Origin of the sequence: Albidovulum marisflavi, assembly GCF_025751435.1 — a bacterium.
GTDB classification, from domain to species: Bacteria; Pseudomonadota; Alphaproteobacteria; order Rhodobacterales; family Rhodobacteraceae; genus Albidovulum; species Albidovulum marisflavi.
In genome coordinates this window covers 1700975-1714871 of record NZ_JAOWKY010000001.1, presented here as the reverse complement: position 1 = coordinate 1714871, position 13897 = coordinate 1700975, and the positions used below count along the sequence as shown (strand labels likewise).

Below are 13897 nucleotides of genomic sequence, written 5' to 3'. Positions count from 1 at the left end.
CGTTCAACGTGAGAGCGCCTGCAAGGCCGCCAGACGCGCTGCGGGCATCGCCGCGACATCCACCAGCGTAAAGACATGCAGCGTGTCCAGGTCCCGGTCGATGACGGCCTCCTGCCCGACACGCCCGCCCATGGCCAGATAGCTGCGCAGCAGCGGCGGAAGCCCAGACCGCGCGGTATCGGGATCGGTCGCGGAGATGCCGGCCAGGGCAACACGCTCTGCAGTCGTAGCGCGGACCTGCCAAGGGCTCTGCAACAGATGGCGGGTGGCCAGTAGCCCAAGGGCAGGCGCATGACGCGCAGGATCGGCCCCTCGGAAGGAACAGCAGCCGAAAAGGCAAGCCACCCCCTCTGCGCCAAGGCGCCGCGTCAGGGCGGCCCAGAGCAGGCGCAGGACGTCGGGATCCTGAGCGGCGGGCGAAAGACATAGCCTGCCGACCTCGGCCACAGGGTGGGTCAGGCAGGCCATCTGTCCGACCTCGTAGAAGCCCGCGGAATAGCTATCGCGAAACCCCTGCCCCGACTGCAGGACCAGCACCCGACATGACGCCAGCACGGGGCCACCGTCCTGTGGCGTGACCATCAGATGAAGGCAACGGCCGTCAAGCGCGTCCCGATCGTCGGCACCGCCCCGGAACGCTTCGGCGCGCAGCGACAGAACCGCATCCAGATCCGCCGGGGACGCGGCAAACCGCGCCAGATAGCGCCCACGCTCCAGAACAGCCGACATTCGCTTCTCCTGCTTGGACAGGCCGGTGTTAGCCCCTACATCTACTGCGGATGACTATTCCGCAAAGATGACAGCCCGGCAACAGGACCCCATGACCGCCAAGATTCAGAAAACCGACGAAGAGTGGCGCGCCCAGCTTTCCGACCTTGCCTACAGGGTCACGCGCAAACATGCGACGGAACGGGCGTTCACCCACGACGATTTCCCAAACGGCCCCGGCACGTTCACCTGCGTGTGCTGCGGCGCTCCCCTGTTCGACGCCCAGACCAAGTTCGACTCGGGGACGGGGTGGCCCAGCTTCTGGCAGCCCCTGGCACCCGAAGCGGTTGGCGAGACCGAGGACCGCAGCTGGTTCATGCGCCGGACCGAGGTGCATTGCGCGGCCTGCGACGCCCACCTGGGGCACGTGTTTCCTGACGGACCTGCGCCTACGGGCCTGCGTTACTGCATCAACGGCGTGGCGCTGAAGAAAGAGCCCGGCTGAAACATGCGGGCGGACTCTGCGACCTTAGCCGTCCGCGAACTGCTCGGCGCTGAAGTTGCCGATGTTGCCAAGAAGCTGGCGCAGGAAGCTGAGGCCCTTGATGCTGCTGTCGGTCACGCGCCGCGACAGCACGATCACTTCGCCGTCCTCAAGTCCGAACCTCTCTACGTTCTCGACCACGCCGTCCTGGTCGAAGCTGACAGCGACGACTTGGCGTTCGACCTCTTCCGGCGCTTTCCAGGCGAAGTGCTTGAAACGGCTGCCGACGTAATACCACCCCGAATCCGCCAGAACGCCGATCGAGGACGGCCGACCGACCGCGCGCGCCACGTCCTGTCTGGTCGATTCGCCCACGACCACCTTTTCCAGATCCAGATCCGAAGGGGCGTAACCATGATTGCGGTAGACAGTCGTGCAAGCGGTCAACGAGATCAGGGCAATGCCCATCGCGACCAGACGAACCGCTTTCGCCAATCTCATCATGCCGCCCTCTTGCCTCGTCGCCTCTTGCCTTCTATCCGGCTTATAGCACGCGGCTGTGTCCCTTCAAGGCGGCATTCCGGTCCGCGCATCAAACCCATTGCCCGAACCCGCAGGTGTTCACCATGACAGAAACCGTGCCGTTCACCCATCCCCTCAGACCGGCCGAGCTGGCCGGACGCAAACCCACCCGGTTCCGCATCGCGCCCGATGCCCCGGCGCGCGCGCGCATCGCCGACTCGCTTGGCGTCGAGGCGATTCCCAACCTCTCGTTCGAAGGTGAACTTGCCCCGCAAGGGCGGCGCGACTGGATCCTGAAGGGCAAACTCGCGGCGAAGGTGGTTCAGCCTTGCGTCATCACGCTGGCGCCCGTCACCACGAAGATCTCGGAAAAGGTCACGCGACGGTACCTTGCCGACATGCCCGAACCCGAGGGCGAGGAAGTCGAGATGCCCGAGGACGACACCATGGAGGCGCTGCCCGCCGTGATCGACCTGGGCGCGGTCCTGACCGAGGCTCTTAGCCTTTCGCTTCCCCTCTACCCCCGCGCCGCGGGCGCTGAACTGGGCGATGCCGAATATTCCGAACCCGGCGCAGAACCCCTGGCCGAAGAAGTCCGGCGCCCGTTCGCCGGTCTTGCGGATCTTCTGAAAAAAGGCCAGAAGGACGATTGAGGAAGGGATGCTGCCGTCGGTTTTGTCGACCGTGCGGAACTTGCGGAGAAAGGCCAAGAAAAGACTTGCGCCCGCCCGCAAACACAGTATGTTCCCGGCCTCGCTTAAGTATGGGTTCGCACCCGGTCGCAGTCCGGCAACCAGTGATGAAAACCCAAGGAAATCCGGGGCTTGCCCCCTTATAACCCGAGGTTGAGACATGGCTGTCCCTCAGAACCGAGTCACGCGGTCCCGCCGCAACATGCGCCGCGCCCACGATGCGCTGGTCGCCGCGAATCCGAACGAATGCCCGAACTGCGGCGAACTGAAGCGCCCGCACCACGTGTGCGGCGCGTGTGGCCACTATGACGGCCGCGAAGTTGTCGCACAGGCCGCCGAGGTCGATCTGGACGAAGACGCGGCGTAAGCTGCGTCCCGTCGGCCCTCGGCATGTCGTCAGAGCTCGACCCGGCTTTCAAGACCGTGTCGCAGGCGACTGCGGGGCGAATCGTCATATCGGTCGACGCCATGGGTGGCGATCGGGGACCGGCAGCGGTTGTTGCCGGTCTTGCGTTGTCTGTGGCCGAGCATCCCGATATCGACTTTCTCCTGCACGGCAGTGAATCAGAGCTTGCGCCTCTGCTCGCGCGGCGTCCCGGCCTGAAGGGCCGTGTTCGCCTTGTTCACGCCGAAGACGTCGTGCGCATGGAGGACAAGCCAAGCCAGGTGCTTCGCACGGGATCGAAGACCTCGATGTGGTCGACGATCGAAGCCGTGCGTGCTGGCGAAGCGATGGCGGCGGTCAGTTGCGGCAATACCGGGGCGCTGATGGCGATCTCGATGATCCGGCTTCGCAAGTTGCCAGGCGTCAACAGGCCGGCCATTGCCTGTCTCTGGCCCTCGCGCGGTCCGAAACCGTTCAACGTCATGCTGGACGTGGGCGCCGACATCAAGGCCGATGCCCCTGATCTTCTGCAGTATGCCCTGATGGGCGCATCCTACGCCCGTAACGGGCTTGGCTACGCCCGCCCGCGCATCGGGCTTCTGAACGTCGGGACAGAGGATCACAAGGGCCGTGCAGAACTGCGCCAGGCCCAGGAACTGATCTCATCGGCGACTGAGGCCGGCAACTTCGACTTCGTCGGCTTCGTCGAGGGCGGGGACCTGCCATCGGCCAAGGTCGATGTGATCGTGACCGACGGCTTCACCGGCAACATCGCGCTGAAGACGGGCGAAGGCACGGCAAAGCTGGTTGGCGAGCTTTTGCGGGAGTCGCTGCGTTCGACGGTTCTTTCGAAGATCGGTGCATTGTTCGCGATGGGCTCTCTCAAGCGCCTGCAGCAGCGCATCGACCCGCGCCGCGTCAATGGCGGGGTCTTCCTTGGCCTGAACGGCACCGTCGTGAAATCGCACGGGTCGGCCGATTCCACCGGCGTGGCGGCAGCGATCACGCTTGCCTACAAGCTTGCCCGATCGGGCTTTCAGGAACGGCTGGCCCAGCGGGTTGCCTCTCTTGCACAGCCGACGCAGGATGACGGTCAGAGCAATAACAAGAACGGAAACACCGAATGACGATCCGTGCCGTGGTCAAAGGCGTGGGCCACTATCTGCCCCAACGCGTGGTGCCGAACAGCGAGTTCGAAGGCCATGTCGACACGACGGACGAATGGATTCGCACCCGCACCGGGATCGAGCGGCGCCATTTCGCCGCCGAGGGTGAAACGACCTCGGACATGGGCGCCAAGGCGGCGTTGGCGGCACTTGCCGACGCGGGCATGACCGCCGACCAGATCGACGCCGTGATCGTCGCGACCTCCACGCCCGACCTGACATTCCCGTCCGCCGCATCGATGGTGCAGGACAAGATCGGCATGCGCAAAGGATTTGCCTTCGACGTCCAGGCCGTCTGCGCCGGCTTCGTCTATGCGCTGGCGAACGCGAATGCCCTCATCCTGTCGGGTCAGGCAAAACGGGTGATCGTCATCGGCGCGGAGACCTTCAGCCGCATCCTGGACTGGGAAGACCGCTCGACCTGCGTCCTGTTCGGAGATGGCGCGGGCGCGCTGGTTCTTGAGGCGCAGGACGGTGCCGGCAGCACAGATGACCGCGGCATCCTCGCGACCGACCTGAACAGCGACGGATCCTATCGCGACCTGCTGTACGTCGATGGCGGGGTTTCGACCACCGGCACCGCCGGCCACCTGCGCATGCAGGGCAACCAGGTCTTTCGGCACGCCGTCGAAAAGCTTGCCTCGACCGCGCATACCGCACTCGAAAAGGTCGGCCTGACCGGCGGGGATGTGGACTGGATCGTGCCGCACCAGGCAAACCTGCGCATCATTACAGCAACGGCGCAGCGGATGCAGGTCCCGATGGAGCGTGTCGTCGTGACAGTCCAGGATCACGGCAACACCTCGGCGGCATCGATTCCCCTTGCCCTGTCTGTCGGAAAGGCGCGCGGCCAGCTGAAAGAGGGCGATCTGATCGTGACCGAGGCCATCGGCGGCGGTCTCGCATGGGGTTCGGTCGTGCTGAGATGGTGAAAACCCGCCTGAATAGGCCGGGACAAGCCATTGATATTGACTTGGGAATACCAAGCGACCATCCTTCAGTCGAACGGACCTAGGGGGGATGTGATGAACGACAAGACGCTGACACGCATGGACCTGACCGAGGCGGTGTTCCGCGAAGTCGGGTTGTCGCGCAACGAATCTGCCCAATTGGTGGAAAGCGTTCTGCAGCACATGTCCGATGCGCTGGTCGACGGAGAGTCCGTCAAGATCTCGTCCTTCGGAACCTTCTCCGTTCGCGACAAGGCGGCGCGCATGGGTCGCAATCCAAAGACCGGCGACGAAGTTCCGATCCATCCGCGCCGGGTGCTGACCTTCCGGCCCTCGCACCTGATGAAGGATCGCGTCGCGGCCGGGAACAAGAACTGAGGCCCCAGCGAATGCCGAAATCGGCCGAGGCGTTCCGGACGATCAGCGAAGTCGGAGAGATTCTCGATACACCCGCGCATGTGTTGCGCTTCTGGGAAAGTCAGTTTGCCCAGATCAAGCCTATGAAGCGCGCTGGCGGACGGCGCTACTACCGGCCGCAGGACGTGGCGCTTTTGTCTGGGATCAAGAAGCTTTTGCACGAAGACGGTGTCACGATCCGAGGGGTCAAGAAGATCCTGAAGGAACAAGGCGTAAAGCATGTCGCGGCGCTTGCAGATACGGGCGCTTCGCCCGTCCTGGCGACCAGCGCCCCGCAACCAACGCCCCAGCCATCCACGGAAAGCCCCACGGCACCCGCGCCCCCGCAGGGTGAGAAGTCCCCGCCGCCATCCCCCGAGCCGGTACCGTCTGCGGCAAAGCAGGCGCCGACGCCGCGCATGGCGCCACGGCCTCGCGGCCCTCAGGATGAGCAACAGCCGTTCCTGCCCTTCGGTCTCGACGATGAGCAGCCCGCAGCCGCAGAGGCGCCAATGGATGTCGACGTGCCCACCGCGCCGCTTGAACGGGTTGGAACGGTTCATGCCTTCCCGTCCAGCCGCATGGAGTCACCATCGGATACCATCGCGAACCGGGTCCGATCCGCGGCGCCGGCGCTTGCCGATCGGAATCGCGACAAGCTTCGGGCTGTGCACGACCGGCTGGTCGCGCTCAGGGACCGCCGCCGAGCCAAGCTTGACGCGCCAAAGGGATAATCCGCACAAGGACTTGTCCACGATGCGTTTTGACGCTTGCCCCTGCCCTGCCAATCGTCCTATACACCGCCGCGTCGGGCCGTGGCGCAGCCTGGTTAGCGCGTCCGTCTGGGGGGCGGAAGGTCGCGAGTTCGAATCTCGCCGGCCCGACCATCACCGAAACGCCCACCCCTTTGCGGGGGTGGGCGTTCGCTTTTGCGGGGGAAGGCCATGACCGAAAGCGGCGTTCTGGCAGACAGCGGCATCCGGGACATGATCGCCCAGGGCGGAATCACGGCCGCCCTGCCGATGGCCGAGGGCCAAGTCCAGCCTGCCAGCCTGGACCTGAGGCTCGGGACCGTTGCCTACCGCGTGCGCGCCTCGTTTCTGGCGGGCCAGGGTCACAGCGTGGCCGAGCGCATCGCGGAATTCGAAATGCATCGCATCGACCTGACCCATGGGGCGGTGCTGGAAAAGGGCTGCGTCTACGTCGTGCCGCTGCTTGAATCCGTCAGCTTGCCGATGGGCACATCGGGGGCCGCCTCGGCCAAGTCCTCGATCGGTCGGCTTGACCTTCTGACCCGCGTCATCACCGACAACGGCATCGAGTTCGATCGGGTGCCGGACGGATATGGCGGCCCCCTTTATGTCGAGATCTGCCCCCGCTCCTTCTCGGTTCTCGCGCGGACTGGGCAGATGCTGAGCCAGATCATCTTCCGCCGCGGCCCGACGCGGATCGAGGATTCGGAGCTTGCCGCCATCCATGCGCGCAGCCCGATCGTGTCGGGACCGGCGGTGATTTCCGATGGCCTTGCCTTTTCCGTTGGCCTGCGCCCCGACAACGGCGACCTGGTCGGCTACCGCGCGAAACCGCACACCGGCGTCATCGACCTTGACCGTGTGGGCTACTACGACCCTGCGGATTTCTGGGAAGAGGTGCGCACCCGCGAAGGGCGGATCATCCTGGATCCCGGCGCCTTCTACATCCTTGTCAGCCGCGAGGCGATCTCGATCCCGCCCGACTGCGCCGCCGAAATGGCCCCCTACATCGCCATGGTCGGCGAGTTCCGGGTCCACTACGCGGGATTCTTCGATCCTGGCTTCGGCTATGACGCCGCAGGCGGCGCAGGGTCGCGGGGCGTGCTTGAGGTCCGTTGCCACGAGGCGCCCTTCGTGCTTGAGCACGGCCAGATCGTCGGCAGACTGGTTTACGAGCGGATGGTTTCCGTCCCTGACCGGCTTTATGGCACCGACATCAAGTCGAACTATCAGGGCCAGGGGTTGAAGCTGTCGAAGCACTTCCGCATGGGCTGAATCGGCCCTGATCGGCCTGTTGCTCAGTCCTCGAACAATTCGCTTTGGCCGCCCTGGTCCTCGCCATCGTCGTCATCCTTGCCCATGCCCGGCATTGGACGGTTGTCCAGAAGACCCGCCGCCCTCAGTTCCTTGAGGCCGGGCAGATCCCGCGCGCTTTCCAGACCGAAGTGATCAAGGAACGACTGGGTCACGACAAAGGTCACGGGCCGCCCCGGCGTCATCCTGCGGCGCCCAAACCGGATCCATTCCAGCTCCAGAAGCTGGTCGATCGTTCCACGGCTGACCGCGACCCCGCGAATTTCTTCGATCTCGGCGCGGGTGGCGGGCTGGTGGTAGGCGATGATCGCCAGCGTCTCGATCGCCGCACGCGACAGCTTGCGGGTTTCGACGACTTCCTTCTGCATCAGGAAGCCAAGGTCGGGCGCCGTCCGGATGGCCCAGGCGTCGCCCACCTTGACGACGCGCACGCCCCTGCCCTCGTACCGGCGGCGCAGATAGACAAGCGCCTCGGCCGGGTCGGACCCATGCGGCATCCGCGCGGCCATCTCGGCAACGGTCACCGGGTCTGCCGAGGCGAACAGGATCGCCTCGACCATCCGTTCCTGTTCGGCGATGGGCGGGGCCTCGAACAGGCTCTTTTCGGTGTCGGGGGCGTCTGTCACTGCGGCTTCCGTCTGATCGCGATGGGGGCAAAGGTTTCGGACTGTCTTAACTCGATATGCCCCTGCTTGGCGAGTTCGAGCGACGCGGCAAAGGTCGCGGCCGTGGCCGAGCGCCGCCGCGCCGGATCGGCTGACCAGCCATCAGGCAGATAGCTTGCCAGGTCGGTCCAGTCACCGGCGAAGCCGATCAGACCGCGCATCCGGTCCAGCGCCTGTTCCATCGTGAAGACATGGTCGCGGTCAAAGGCATATGGACGGAACTGGTCGTGCGTCCGGATGCGCGCATAGGCCTGCATGAGGTCAAGCAGCGTGGCCGTGTAGTGGACCTTGCGGCTGCGCTGAATGTCCTCGGGCAGGCCCCGCACGAAAAAGTCCCGCCCCTTCTGGTCCCGCGCCATGAGCCGGGCGGCGCTTTCACGCATCGCCTGAAGCCGTTCAAGCTGAAACGCGAGGTGCGCGGCCAGTTCCTCGCCCGAAGGCCCTTCCTCGGACGGGTCGGGCGGCAGCAGGAGCCGTGACTTCAGGAACGCCAGCCACGCGGCCATCACAAGGTAGTCGGCCGCCAGCTCGATCCTGAGCTTCTTGGCCTTTTCCACGAACACCAGGTACTGCTCGGCCAGTTGCAGCACCGAGATCCGGCGCAAGTCGACCTTCTGCGTGCGCGACAGGGTCAGAAGCAGGTCAAGCGGCCCCTCAAAGCCATCGACGTCCACGATCAGCGCCTCGGCCTGAAGCCGGTCGCTGACGGACTGCGGATCTTCTTCGAAGAGGCTCGGATCGGCCATGCGTTATCCCTTCAGAAGCGTTTCAAGTTCTGCTTCCAGAAGGGTGGTGTCAATGGGGTGGGGCTCCGTGCGGGCAGCAAGCGCCGTGGCGGCGCGGCGCAGCGCCACATCGCCCATCTCACCAGCTGCTGCCACGGTCTCGGCCATTTCCGAAATGGTGCCATTGCAATGCAGCACGATATCGCAGCCCGCGGCGATGGCGGCGCGCGCACGCTCCGCCGCGGTTCCCGACAGCGCCTGCATCGTGATGTCGTCGGTCATCAGCAGCCCCTGGAACCCGATACGCCGCCGTATCAGATCTATCATGACCGGCGAAGCCGTCGCGGGTCGGTCGGGATCGATCGCGCGAAAGCGGATATGCGCGGTCATGCCGACGGGCAGGTCGGCCAGCGCCCTGAATGGCGCAAAGTCGGCGCGGAGAAGCTCTGCCTCGGGCGCGTCGACGGTCGGAAGTTCCATGTGGCTGTCGGCGATCGCGCGGCCGTGGCCGGGAATGTGCTTCAGGACCGGCAGCACCCCCCCCTCAAGCAGGCCGTTCGCGGCGGCCCGCGCCGCCTTCACAACTGTGGCTGCATCCGATCCGAAGCAGCGGTTTCGCAGAAATGGATGCGTGTCAGGCCCCGCGATGTCCGCCGATGGCGCGCAGTTCGCGTCGATGCCAAGCTTGCGAAGCTCATCCGCGATCAGGCGGTAGCGCAGCCACACTCCCCGCTCCATCACCTCTGGCGGCGAGGCTTTCACCTGGTCGAGGGGCGGTAACCATTCGCGCCAATGGGGGGCGCGCAGGCGCTGAACCCGCCCGCCTTCCTGGTCGATCAGGACCGGCGCATCGCGGCCCACCGCCGCGCGCAGCGCATCGGTCAAGCGGCGCACCTGATCGGGCTCTTCGATGTTGCGGGCGAAAAGAATGAACCCCAGCGGATTGGCATCGCGTATGAACGCGGCCTCTTCCGGCCCAAGAACCGGCCCCTGGCATCCAATAATCGTTGCGGAGGGGCGGGTGCCCTGCCCCTCGCGCCCTACTTCGTCAGCGTCGGCACGCATTGGGTGCTCTCCGCCAGCAGCACGGAGCAGAAACGCCGGGCGTCGTCGATGTCCTCAAAGCCGGCAGCGCGCAACCTGACAAAGCTGTTGCCACCCGCCTCTGCCGGCTCGATCACGCGCTGCCGACCATCCATCAGCGCGCCGTAGCGCGCGATGATGCGATCCCACTCAAGCCGCGCCTCGGCCTCGGTGTCGAAGGAGCCAAGCTGGGCAAGGCTGGTGCCAACGGGCAAGGCGGCGGGGCTCACGTCGACCGCGACGGGCGCAAGCGCCTCGGCAACGGCGGCGGCGATGGCATCGGCATCCGCGTCGTACCCCCCGCCCTCCGACGCCGAAACCGACGCCAGCCTTGCCGGGCGCGCGACGGGCCGGGCGGCCGCCAGCGTGTCGCCGGTTATCTGTGGCTCAAGCGCGTCCAGCAGCGGCTCTGGCGCCTCGTCCGGAAGCGGATCAGCCAGCGGAACGTTTGCAGGCGCGGCCGCCGGGACGACCTCGCCCCCGGTTTCGGGAGCGGGTGCGGCACTGTCATTTTGATCCGTCACCTGCGGCACGTCGGGGGACACAGTGGGAAGCGATGCAAGCTCTCCGCCCGCAACATCCTCGGTGGCCAGCCCCGCGGTTCCGGGCGCAAGAGTCAGAGTTTCGGCCGGAGGCTCGGCCACGCCGTCCGCCGCGATCGCATTGACCGCCAGCCCGGTATGTTCGGCAAGTTCGCCGCCCGGATTTTCCGGCGCGACACGGGCCGGCCCTTCCAGCGCCATGATGACCGGTATGCCGGTGACGTCGCGCACGGCAAGCTTGTAGCCCCACACCAGAAGCCCGGCCACGAGCGCGGCAGAGGTGACGGCCCCCGCTATCCCGATATATTTCTGCATCATCTCAGAACGGGGGGGCGCATATGCACGCTCCGCCGGGAAATCGTCGAAATCGATATCCGCCATTTTCCGCCTCGCTTCGGGCGGCGGACCGCCCGACTTGCCTGTCGCGACCCGGGCGTGGCGCCTTTGATCAGCGCATTTCTTCCGCAGGGGTCACGCCAAGGATACCAAGACCTGCGGAAATGACAACGCCCGTGGCCCGCGCCAGCGCGATTTTCGCTTGCGAAACCGGCACATTGCCCTCTTGAACGAAGCGAAGGCCGGTGTCTTCGTTGCCACGGTTCCATAGTCCGTGCAGTTCCGACGCAAGTTCGTACAGATAGAAGGCGATGCGGTGCGGTTCCTGACCGCGTGCGGCGATCTCGACCAGACGCGGCCATTCCGCGATCTTGCGTGCCAGCGACAGTTCGGCGTCATGCGAAAGATGTCCCAGATCAGCGCCGGCAAGCGTCGCGTCGTCGGCCGCGATCCCGGCCTCACCGGCCTTGCGGATCACCGAACAGACGCGGGCATGGGCGTACTGGACGTAGAAGACCGGATTGTCCTTCGACTGCTCCAACACCTTGTCGAAATCGAAATCCAGTGCCGCGTCGTTCTTGCGTGTCAGCATCACGAAGCGGGTCACGTCCGGCCCCGCCTGTTCGACGACATCGCGGAGCGTCACGAAGGTTCCCGCCCGCTTCGACATCTTGAACGGTTCGCCGTTCTTGTAGAGCTTCACAAGCTGGATCAGCTTGACTTCAAGCGGCACGCTGCCGTCCGACAGCGCCGAGACGACGGCCTTCAGCCGCTTGACATATCCGCCGTGATCCGCGCCCAGCACATCGATCAGCTGCCCGTAGCCGCGCTTCACCTTGTCCCAGTGATACGCGATGTCGGGGGCGAAATAGGTCCAGCTTCCGTCCGACTTCTGAACCGGGCGGTCCACGTCGTCGCCATGCGCAGTCGAACGGAACAGCAGCTGTTCGCGCTCTTCCCAGTCCTCGGGCAGCTTGCCCTTTGGCGGTTCAAGCGTGCCTTCGTAGATCAGGCCCATGCCGCGCAGCGTTTCGATCGCCTCCTCGACCCTGCCCGAGGCCGTGATCTCGCGCTCAGAGGAAAAGATGTCCATCCTGACGCCCAGCAGCGCCAGGTCATCGCGGATCATCTGCATCATCTCGCCGGTCGCGAATGCGCGCACATCGGCAAGCCAATCGGATTCCGGCTTGTCCAGAAGCGAGGTGCCATACCTGGCCTTCAGCGCCTCGCCCACCGGGATCAGGTAATCGCCGGGGTAAAGCCCCTCGCGGATTTCGGGGTCAAGGCCGTTGGCCTCGCGGTAGCGTTCGTAAGCCGACCGCGCCAGAACGTCGACCTGCGCACCTGCGTCGTTGATGTAGTATTCCCGCGTGACCTCGTGGCCCGCGAAATCCAGCAGTGCGGCCAATGCGTCGCCAAAGACCGCGCCGCGGGTGTGACCCACGTGCATTGGGCCCGTAGGGTTCGCGGACACGAACTCGACGTTGACCTTCACGCCCTGCCCCATGTCCGAGCGGCCGAAATCGGCGCCTTCCGCAAGTGCCGAAGCCACCACGCCGCGCCAGGCGTCCGGCGTCAGGCGCAGGTTGAGAAAGCCGGGACCCGCCACCTCGGCCGTCACGATGCGGGGATCGGCGGCAAGCCTTGCCGCCAGCGCCTCGGCGATCGCGCGGGGCTGCTGGCCGGCAGGCTTGGCAAGCACCATCGCGGCATTGGTCGCCATGTCGCCATGCGCGGGATCGCGCGGCGGTTCCACCGCGACGTTGGCCATGTCGAGCCCCGCAGGCAGCGCGCCCTCGGCCTGCATTGCGGCAAGAGCGTCGAGCACCGCCCCGCGGATATCGGAAAAGAGGTTCATTCTGGTGTCCTTCGTTCGATCCGGCATTGCCAGAGCGGGACGCCCGCGTCAATGGCAGGCGCGCGCCGTCAGACCGCGGCGCTGCCGCACAGGCGTTCGTGTTCCTGGATGGCGAAGCGGTCGGTCATTCCCGCGACGTAGTCCAGCACCACACGCGCCAGGGCCGTTTCGTCCTGCGCGGCTGCGACGTCGGCGCGCCACTCTGCAGGAAGAAGTGACGGGTCGCCCATGAAAAGAGGGAACAGGTCCCGGATCATCGCGGTGACGCGCTGGCGCTCGACGACAACCGTAGGGGCGCGGTACATGCGCGTGAACAGGAAGGACTTGATCGCCTTGAGGTTCTGGTAAAGCGGCTTCGAAAACCGGATGATCGGCCCCTCCATGTCGCGGATTTCCTGAACGGACTGGGGCTGGCTGCCCTCAAGTCGGTTCTGGGCCACGGCGATCACATCCTCGACCATCACGCCGAAGACGCGTCGAAGCGCCTCGTGCCGGCGCCGGGAAGGATCCAGACCCGGGTGCAACCGATCGACCTCTTCGAAGGCCGGACCCGTCACCGGAAGCTCCATCAGGTCGTCCTCGGTGAAAAGCCCCGCGCGCAACCCGTCATGCAGGTCGTGGTGGTTGTAGGCCACGTCGTCGGCCACGGCAGCCACCTGTGCCTCGGCAGAGGCGAAGGTCGACAACTCAAGATCCCAGGCCGCGTTGCATTCCTCAAGCGCGTAGGGCATTTGCGCGCCCTCCGCCACGGCATGCGAGCCGGATGCGCGCGGCCCGATCACCGGGCCGTTGTGCTTGGCGATGCCCTCAAGCGTTTCCCAGGTCAGGTTCAGCCCGTCGAAGCCGGCATAGTGGCGCTCAAGCCTGGTCACGATCCGAAGCGCCTGCGCGTTGTGATCGAACCCCCCGTAGGGCGCCATCAGTTCGTGCAGCGCGTCCTCTCCGGTATGGCCGAAAGGCGGATGGCCCAGGTCGTGGGCCAGGGCCACCGCCTCGGCCAGTTCGACATTCAGCCCCAGCGTGCCTGCGATGGTGCGCGCGACCTGCGCCACCTCGATGGTGTGGGTCAGGCGGGTGCGGTAATAGTCGCCCTCATGCTCGACGAAGACCTGCGTCTTGTGCTTGAGCCGGCGGAACGCCGAGGAATGGATGATCCGGTCCCGATCACGCTGGAAGGGCGAGCGGAAGGTGGACATGCTTTCGGAATGAAGCCTGCCACGGCTGTCGTCGGGATGGCAGGCATAGGGTGCGAGCGTCATATTGCCGTTCTTGTCGTTCCTCTGTCCCCTCATATATTGTGGTCACAAGGAAATGACACG

The 13897-nt window shown here is 65.5% G+C and carries 16 protein-coding genes and 1 tRNA gene; 9 read left to right on the top strand and 8 right to left on the bottom strand.

What is annotated here, in order from left to right; all coding sequences use genetic code 11:
- Window positions 1–3 precede the first annotated feature (3 nt).
- Window positions 4–729 (bottom strand): GNAT family N-acetyltransferase, encoded by a 726-nt coding sequence (locus tag OEW28_RS08380; RefSeq protein ID WP_263734238.1) that lies wholly within the window; start codon window positions 727–729, stop codon window positions 4–6.
- A 91-nt stretch (window positions 730–820) separates the two neighbouring features.
- On the opposite strand from OEW28_RS08380, the gene msrB reads away from it, so the two are divergent.
- On the top strand, window positions 821–1213 hold the full coding sequence (msrB, locus tag OEW28_RS08375) for a peptide-methionine (R)-S-oxide reductase MsrB (RefSeq protein ID WP_263734237.1): 393 nt from the start codon (window positions 821–823) through the stop codon (window positions 1211–1213).
- Window positions 1214–1237: 24 nt separating this feature from the next.
- Here msrB and OEW28_RS08370 read toward each other — a convergent pair whose 3' ends face one another.
- Window positions 1238–1693, bottom strand: a complete 456-nt coding sequence (locus OEW28_RS08370) for an outer membrane protein assembly factor BamE (protein WP_318527502.1) — start codon at window positions 1691–1693, stop codon at window positions 1238–1240.
- Window positions 1694–1818: 125 nt separating this feature from the next.
- Between OEW28_RS08370 and OEW28_RS08365 the strand changes: the two genes are divergently transcribed.
- From OEW28_RS08365 to OEW28_RS08330, 8 genes are all read left to right on the top strand, one after another.
- Window positions 1819–2367 (top strand): YceD family protein, encoded by a 549-nt coding sequence (locus OEW28_RS08365; RefSeq protein WP_263734235.1) that lies wholly within the window; start codon window positions 1819–1821, stop codon window positions 2365–2367.
- Window positions 2368–2566: 199 nt separating this feature from the next.
- Entirely contained in the window at window positions 2567–2773 is a 207-nt protein-coding gene (rpmF, locus tag OEW28_RS08360) for a 50S ribosomal protein L32 (protein ID WP_263721246.1), read from the top strand.
- Window positions 2774–2796: 23 nt separating this feature from the next.
- Window positions 2797–3918, top strand: coding sequence for a phosphate acyltransferase PlsX (gene plsX / locus OEW28_RS08355; protein WP_263734234.1), 1122 nt, complete (start codon window positions 2797–2799; stop codon window positions 3916–3918).
- Window positions 3915–4889 (top strand): beta-ketoacyl-ACP synthase III, encoded by a 975-nt coding sequence (locus tag OEW28_RS08350; RefSeq protein WP_263734233.1) that lies wholly within the window; start codon window positions 3915–3917, stop codon window positions 4887–4889. Before plsX ends, OEW28_RS08350 begins: the two co-directional genes overlap by 4 nt.
- Window positions 4890–4982: 93 nt before the next feature.
- Window positions 4983–5285 carry an integration host factor subunit alpha gene (gene ihfA / locus OEW28_RS08345; protein ID WP_263734232.1) on the top strand — a complete coding sequence of 101 codons (303 nt, stop codon included), beginning with the start codon at window positions 4983–4985 and terminating at the stop codon, window positions 5283–5285.
- A gap of 11 nt (window positions 5286–5296) precedes the next feature.
- The gene (locus tag OEW28_RS08340) at window positions 5297–6037 is read left to right on the top strand and encodes a MerR family transcriptional regulator (protein WP_263734231.1); all 741 of its coding nucleotides are present in this window, start codon (window positions 5297–5299) and stop codon (window positions 6035–6037) included.
- Window positions 6038–6112: 75 nt separating this feature from the next.
- Window positions 6113–6190: transfer RNA gene (locus tag OEW28_RS08335), tRNA-Pro, on the top strand.
- Between the two features lie 57 nt (window positions 6191–6247).
- Complete coding sequence (locus OEW28_RS08330; protein ID WP_263734230.1) at window positions 6248–7330, top strand: 2'-deoxycytidine 5'-triphosphate deaminase; 1083 nt, start codon at window positions 6248–6250, stop codon at window positions 7328–7330.
- A gap of 23 nt (window positions 7331–7353) precedes the next feature.
- Here the strand turns inward: OEW28_RS08330 and scpB are convergent, their stop codons facing one another.
- The 6 genes from scpB to OEW28_RS08300 all read right to left on the bottom strand — a co-directional run bounded on the left by scpB (window position 7354) and on the right by OEW28_RS08300 (window position 13837).
- A complete protein-coding gene (scpB, locus tag OEW28_RS08325) occupies window positions 7354–7929 on the bottom strand; it encodes an SMC-Scp complex subunit ScpB (protein ID WP_263734401.1) in 576 nt (191 codons plus the stop codon).
- 62 nt (window positions 7930–7991) lie between these two features.
- Window positions 7992–8780: a segregation and condensation protein A gene (locus tag OEW28_RS08320; RefSeq protein ID WP_263734229.1), complete on the bottom strand. Its 789-nt coding sequence runs from the start codon at window positions 8778–8780 to the stop codon at window positions 7992–7994.
- Between the two features lie 3 nt (window positions 8781–8783).
- A complete protein-coding gene (locus OEW28_RS08315; RefSeq protein ID WP_263734228.1) occupies window positions 8784–9824 on the bottom strand; it encodes a glycoside hydrolase family 3 N-terminal domain-containing protein in 1041 nt (346 codons plus the stop codon).
- Window positions 9800–10765 carry an SPOR domain-containing protein gene (locus OEW28_RS08310; RefSeq protein ID WP_263734227.1) on the bottom strand — a complete coding sequence of 322 codons (966 nt, stop codon included), beginning with the start codon at window positions 10763–10765 and terminating at the stop codon, window positions 9800–9802. The genes OEW28_RS08315 and OEW28_RS08310 overlap by 25 nt, the downstream gene beginning before the upstream one ends.
- Window positions 10766–10832: 67 nt before the next feature.
- The gene (gene argS, locus OEW28_RS08305) at window positions 10833–12578 is read right to left on the bottom strand and encodes an arginine--tRNA ligase (RefSeq protein ID WP_263734226.1); all 1746 of its coding nucleotides are present in this window, start codon (window positions 12576–12578) and stop codon (window positions 10833–10835) included.
- 68 nt (window positions 12579–12646) lie between these two features.
- Window positions 12647–13837, bottom strand: coding sequence for a deoxyguanosinetriphosphate triphosphohydrolase (locus OEW28_RS08300; protein ID WP_263734400.1), 1191 nt, complete (start codon window positions 13835–13837; stop codon window positions 12647–12649).
- Window positions 13838–13897: the final 60 nt, after the last annotated feature.

Excerpts from the sequence above, each read along its gene's own strand:
- OEW28_RS08330 (WP_263734230.1), top strand. The coding sequence starts at position 6,248 with ATGACCGAAAGCGGCGTTCTGGCAGACAGCGGCATCCGGGACATGATC.
- OEW28_RS08310 (WP_263734227.1), bottom strand. The coding sequence starts at position 10,765 with ATGGCGGATATCGATTTCGACGATTTCCCGGCGGAGCGTGCATATGCG.
- msrB (WP_263734237.1), top strand. The coding sequence starts at position 821 with ATGACCGCCAAGATTCAGAAAACCGACGAAGAGTGGCGCGCCCAGCTT.
- plsX (WP_263734234.1), top strand. The coding sequence starts at position 2,797 with ATGTCGTCAGAGCTCGACCCGGCTTTCAAGACCGTGTCGCAGGCGACT.
- scpB (WP_263734401.1), bottom strand. The coding sequence starts at position 7,929 with ATGGTCGAGGCGATCCTGTTCGCCTCGGCAGACCCGGTGACCGTTGCC.
- OEW28_RS08320 (WP_263734229.1), bottom strand. The coding sequence starts at position 8,780 with ATGGCCGATCCGAGCCTCTTCGAAGAAGATCCGCAGTCCGTCAGCGAC.
- rpmF (WP_263721246.1), top strand. The coding sequence starts at position 2,567 with ATGGCTGTCCCTCAGAACCGAGTCACGCGGTCCCGCCGCAACATGCGC.
- argS (WP_263734226.1), bottom strand. The coding sequence starts at position 12,578 with ATGAACCTCTTTTCCGATATCCGCGGGGCGGTGCTCGACGCTCTTGCC.
- OEW28_RS08350 (WP_263734233.1), top strand. The coding sequence starts at position 3,915 with ATGACGATCCGTGCCGTGGTCAAAGGCGTGGGCCACTATCTGCCCCAA.
- OEW28_RS08340 (WP_263734231.1), top strand. The coding sequence starts at position 5,297 with ATGCCGAAATCGGCCGAGGCGTTCCGGACGATCAGCGAAGTCGGAGAG.
- OEW28_RS08365 (WP_263734235.1), top strand. The coding sequence starts at position 1,819 with ATGACAGAAACCGTGCCGTTCACCCATCCCCTCAGACCGGCCGAGCTG.
- OEW28_RS08315 (WP_263734228.1), bottom strand. The coding sequence starts at position 9,824 with ATGCGTGCCGACGCTGACGAAGTAGGGCGCGAGGGGCAGGGCACCCGC.
- OEW28_RS08370 (WP_318527502.1), bottom strand. The coding sequence starts at position 1,693 with ATGAGATTGGCGAAAGCGGTTCGTCTGGTCGCGATGGGCATTGCCCTG.
- ihfA (WP_263734232.1), top strand. The coding sequence starts at position 4,983 with ATGAACGACAAGACGCTGACACGCATGGACCTGACCGAGGCGGTGTTC.
- OEW28_RS08300 (WP_263734400.1), bottom strand. The coding sequence starts at position 13,837 with ATGACGCTCGCACCCTATGCCTGCCATCCCGACGACAGCCGTGGCAGG.
- OEW28_RS08380 (WP_263734238.1), bottom strand. The coding sequence starts at position 729 with ATGTCGGCTGTTCTGGAGCGTGGGCGCTATCTGGCGCGGTTTGCCGCG.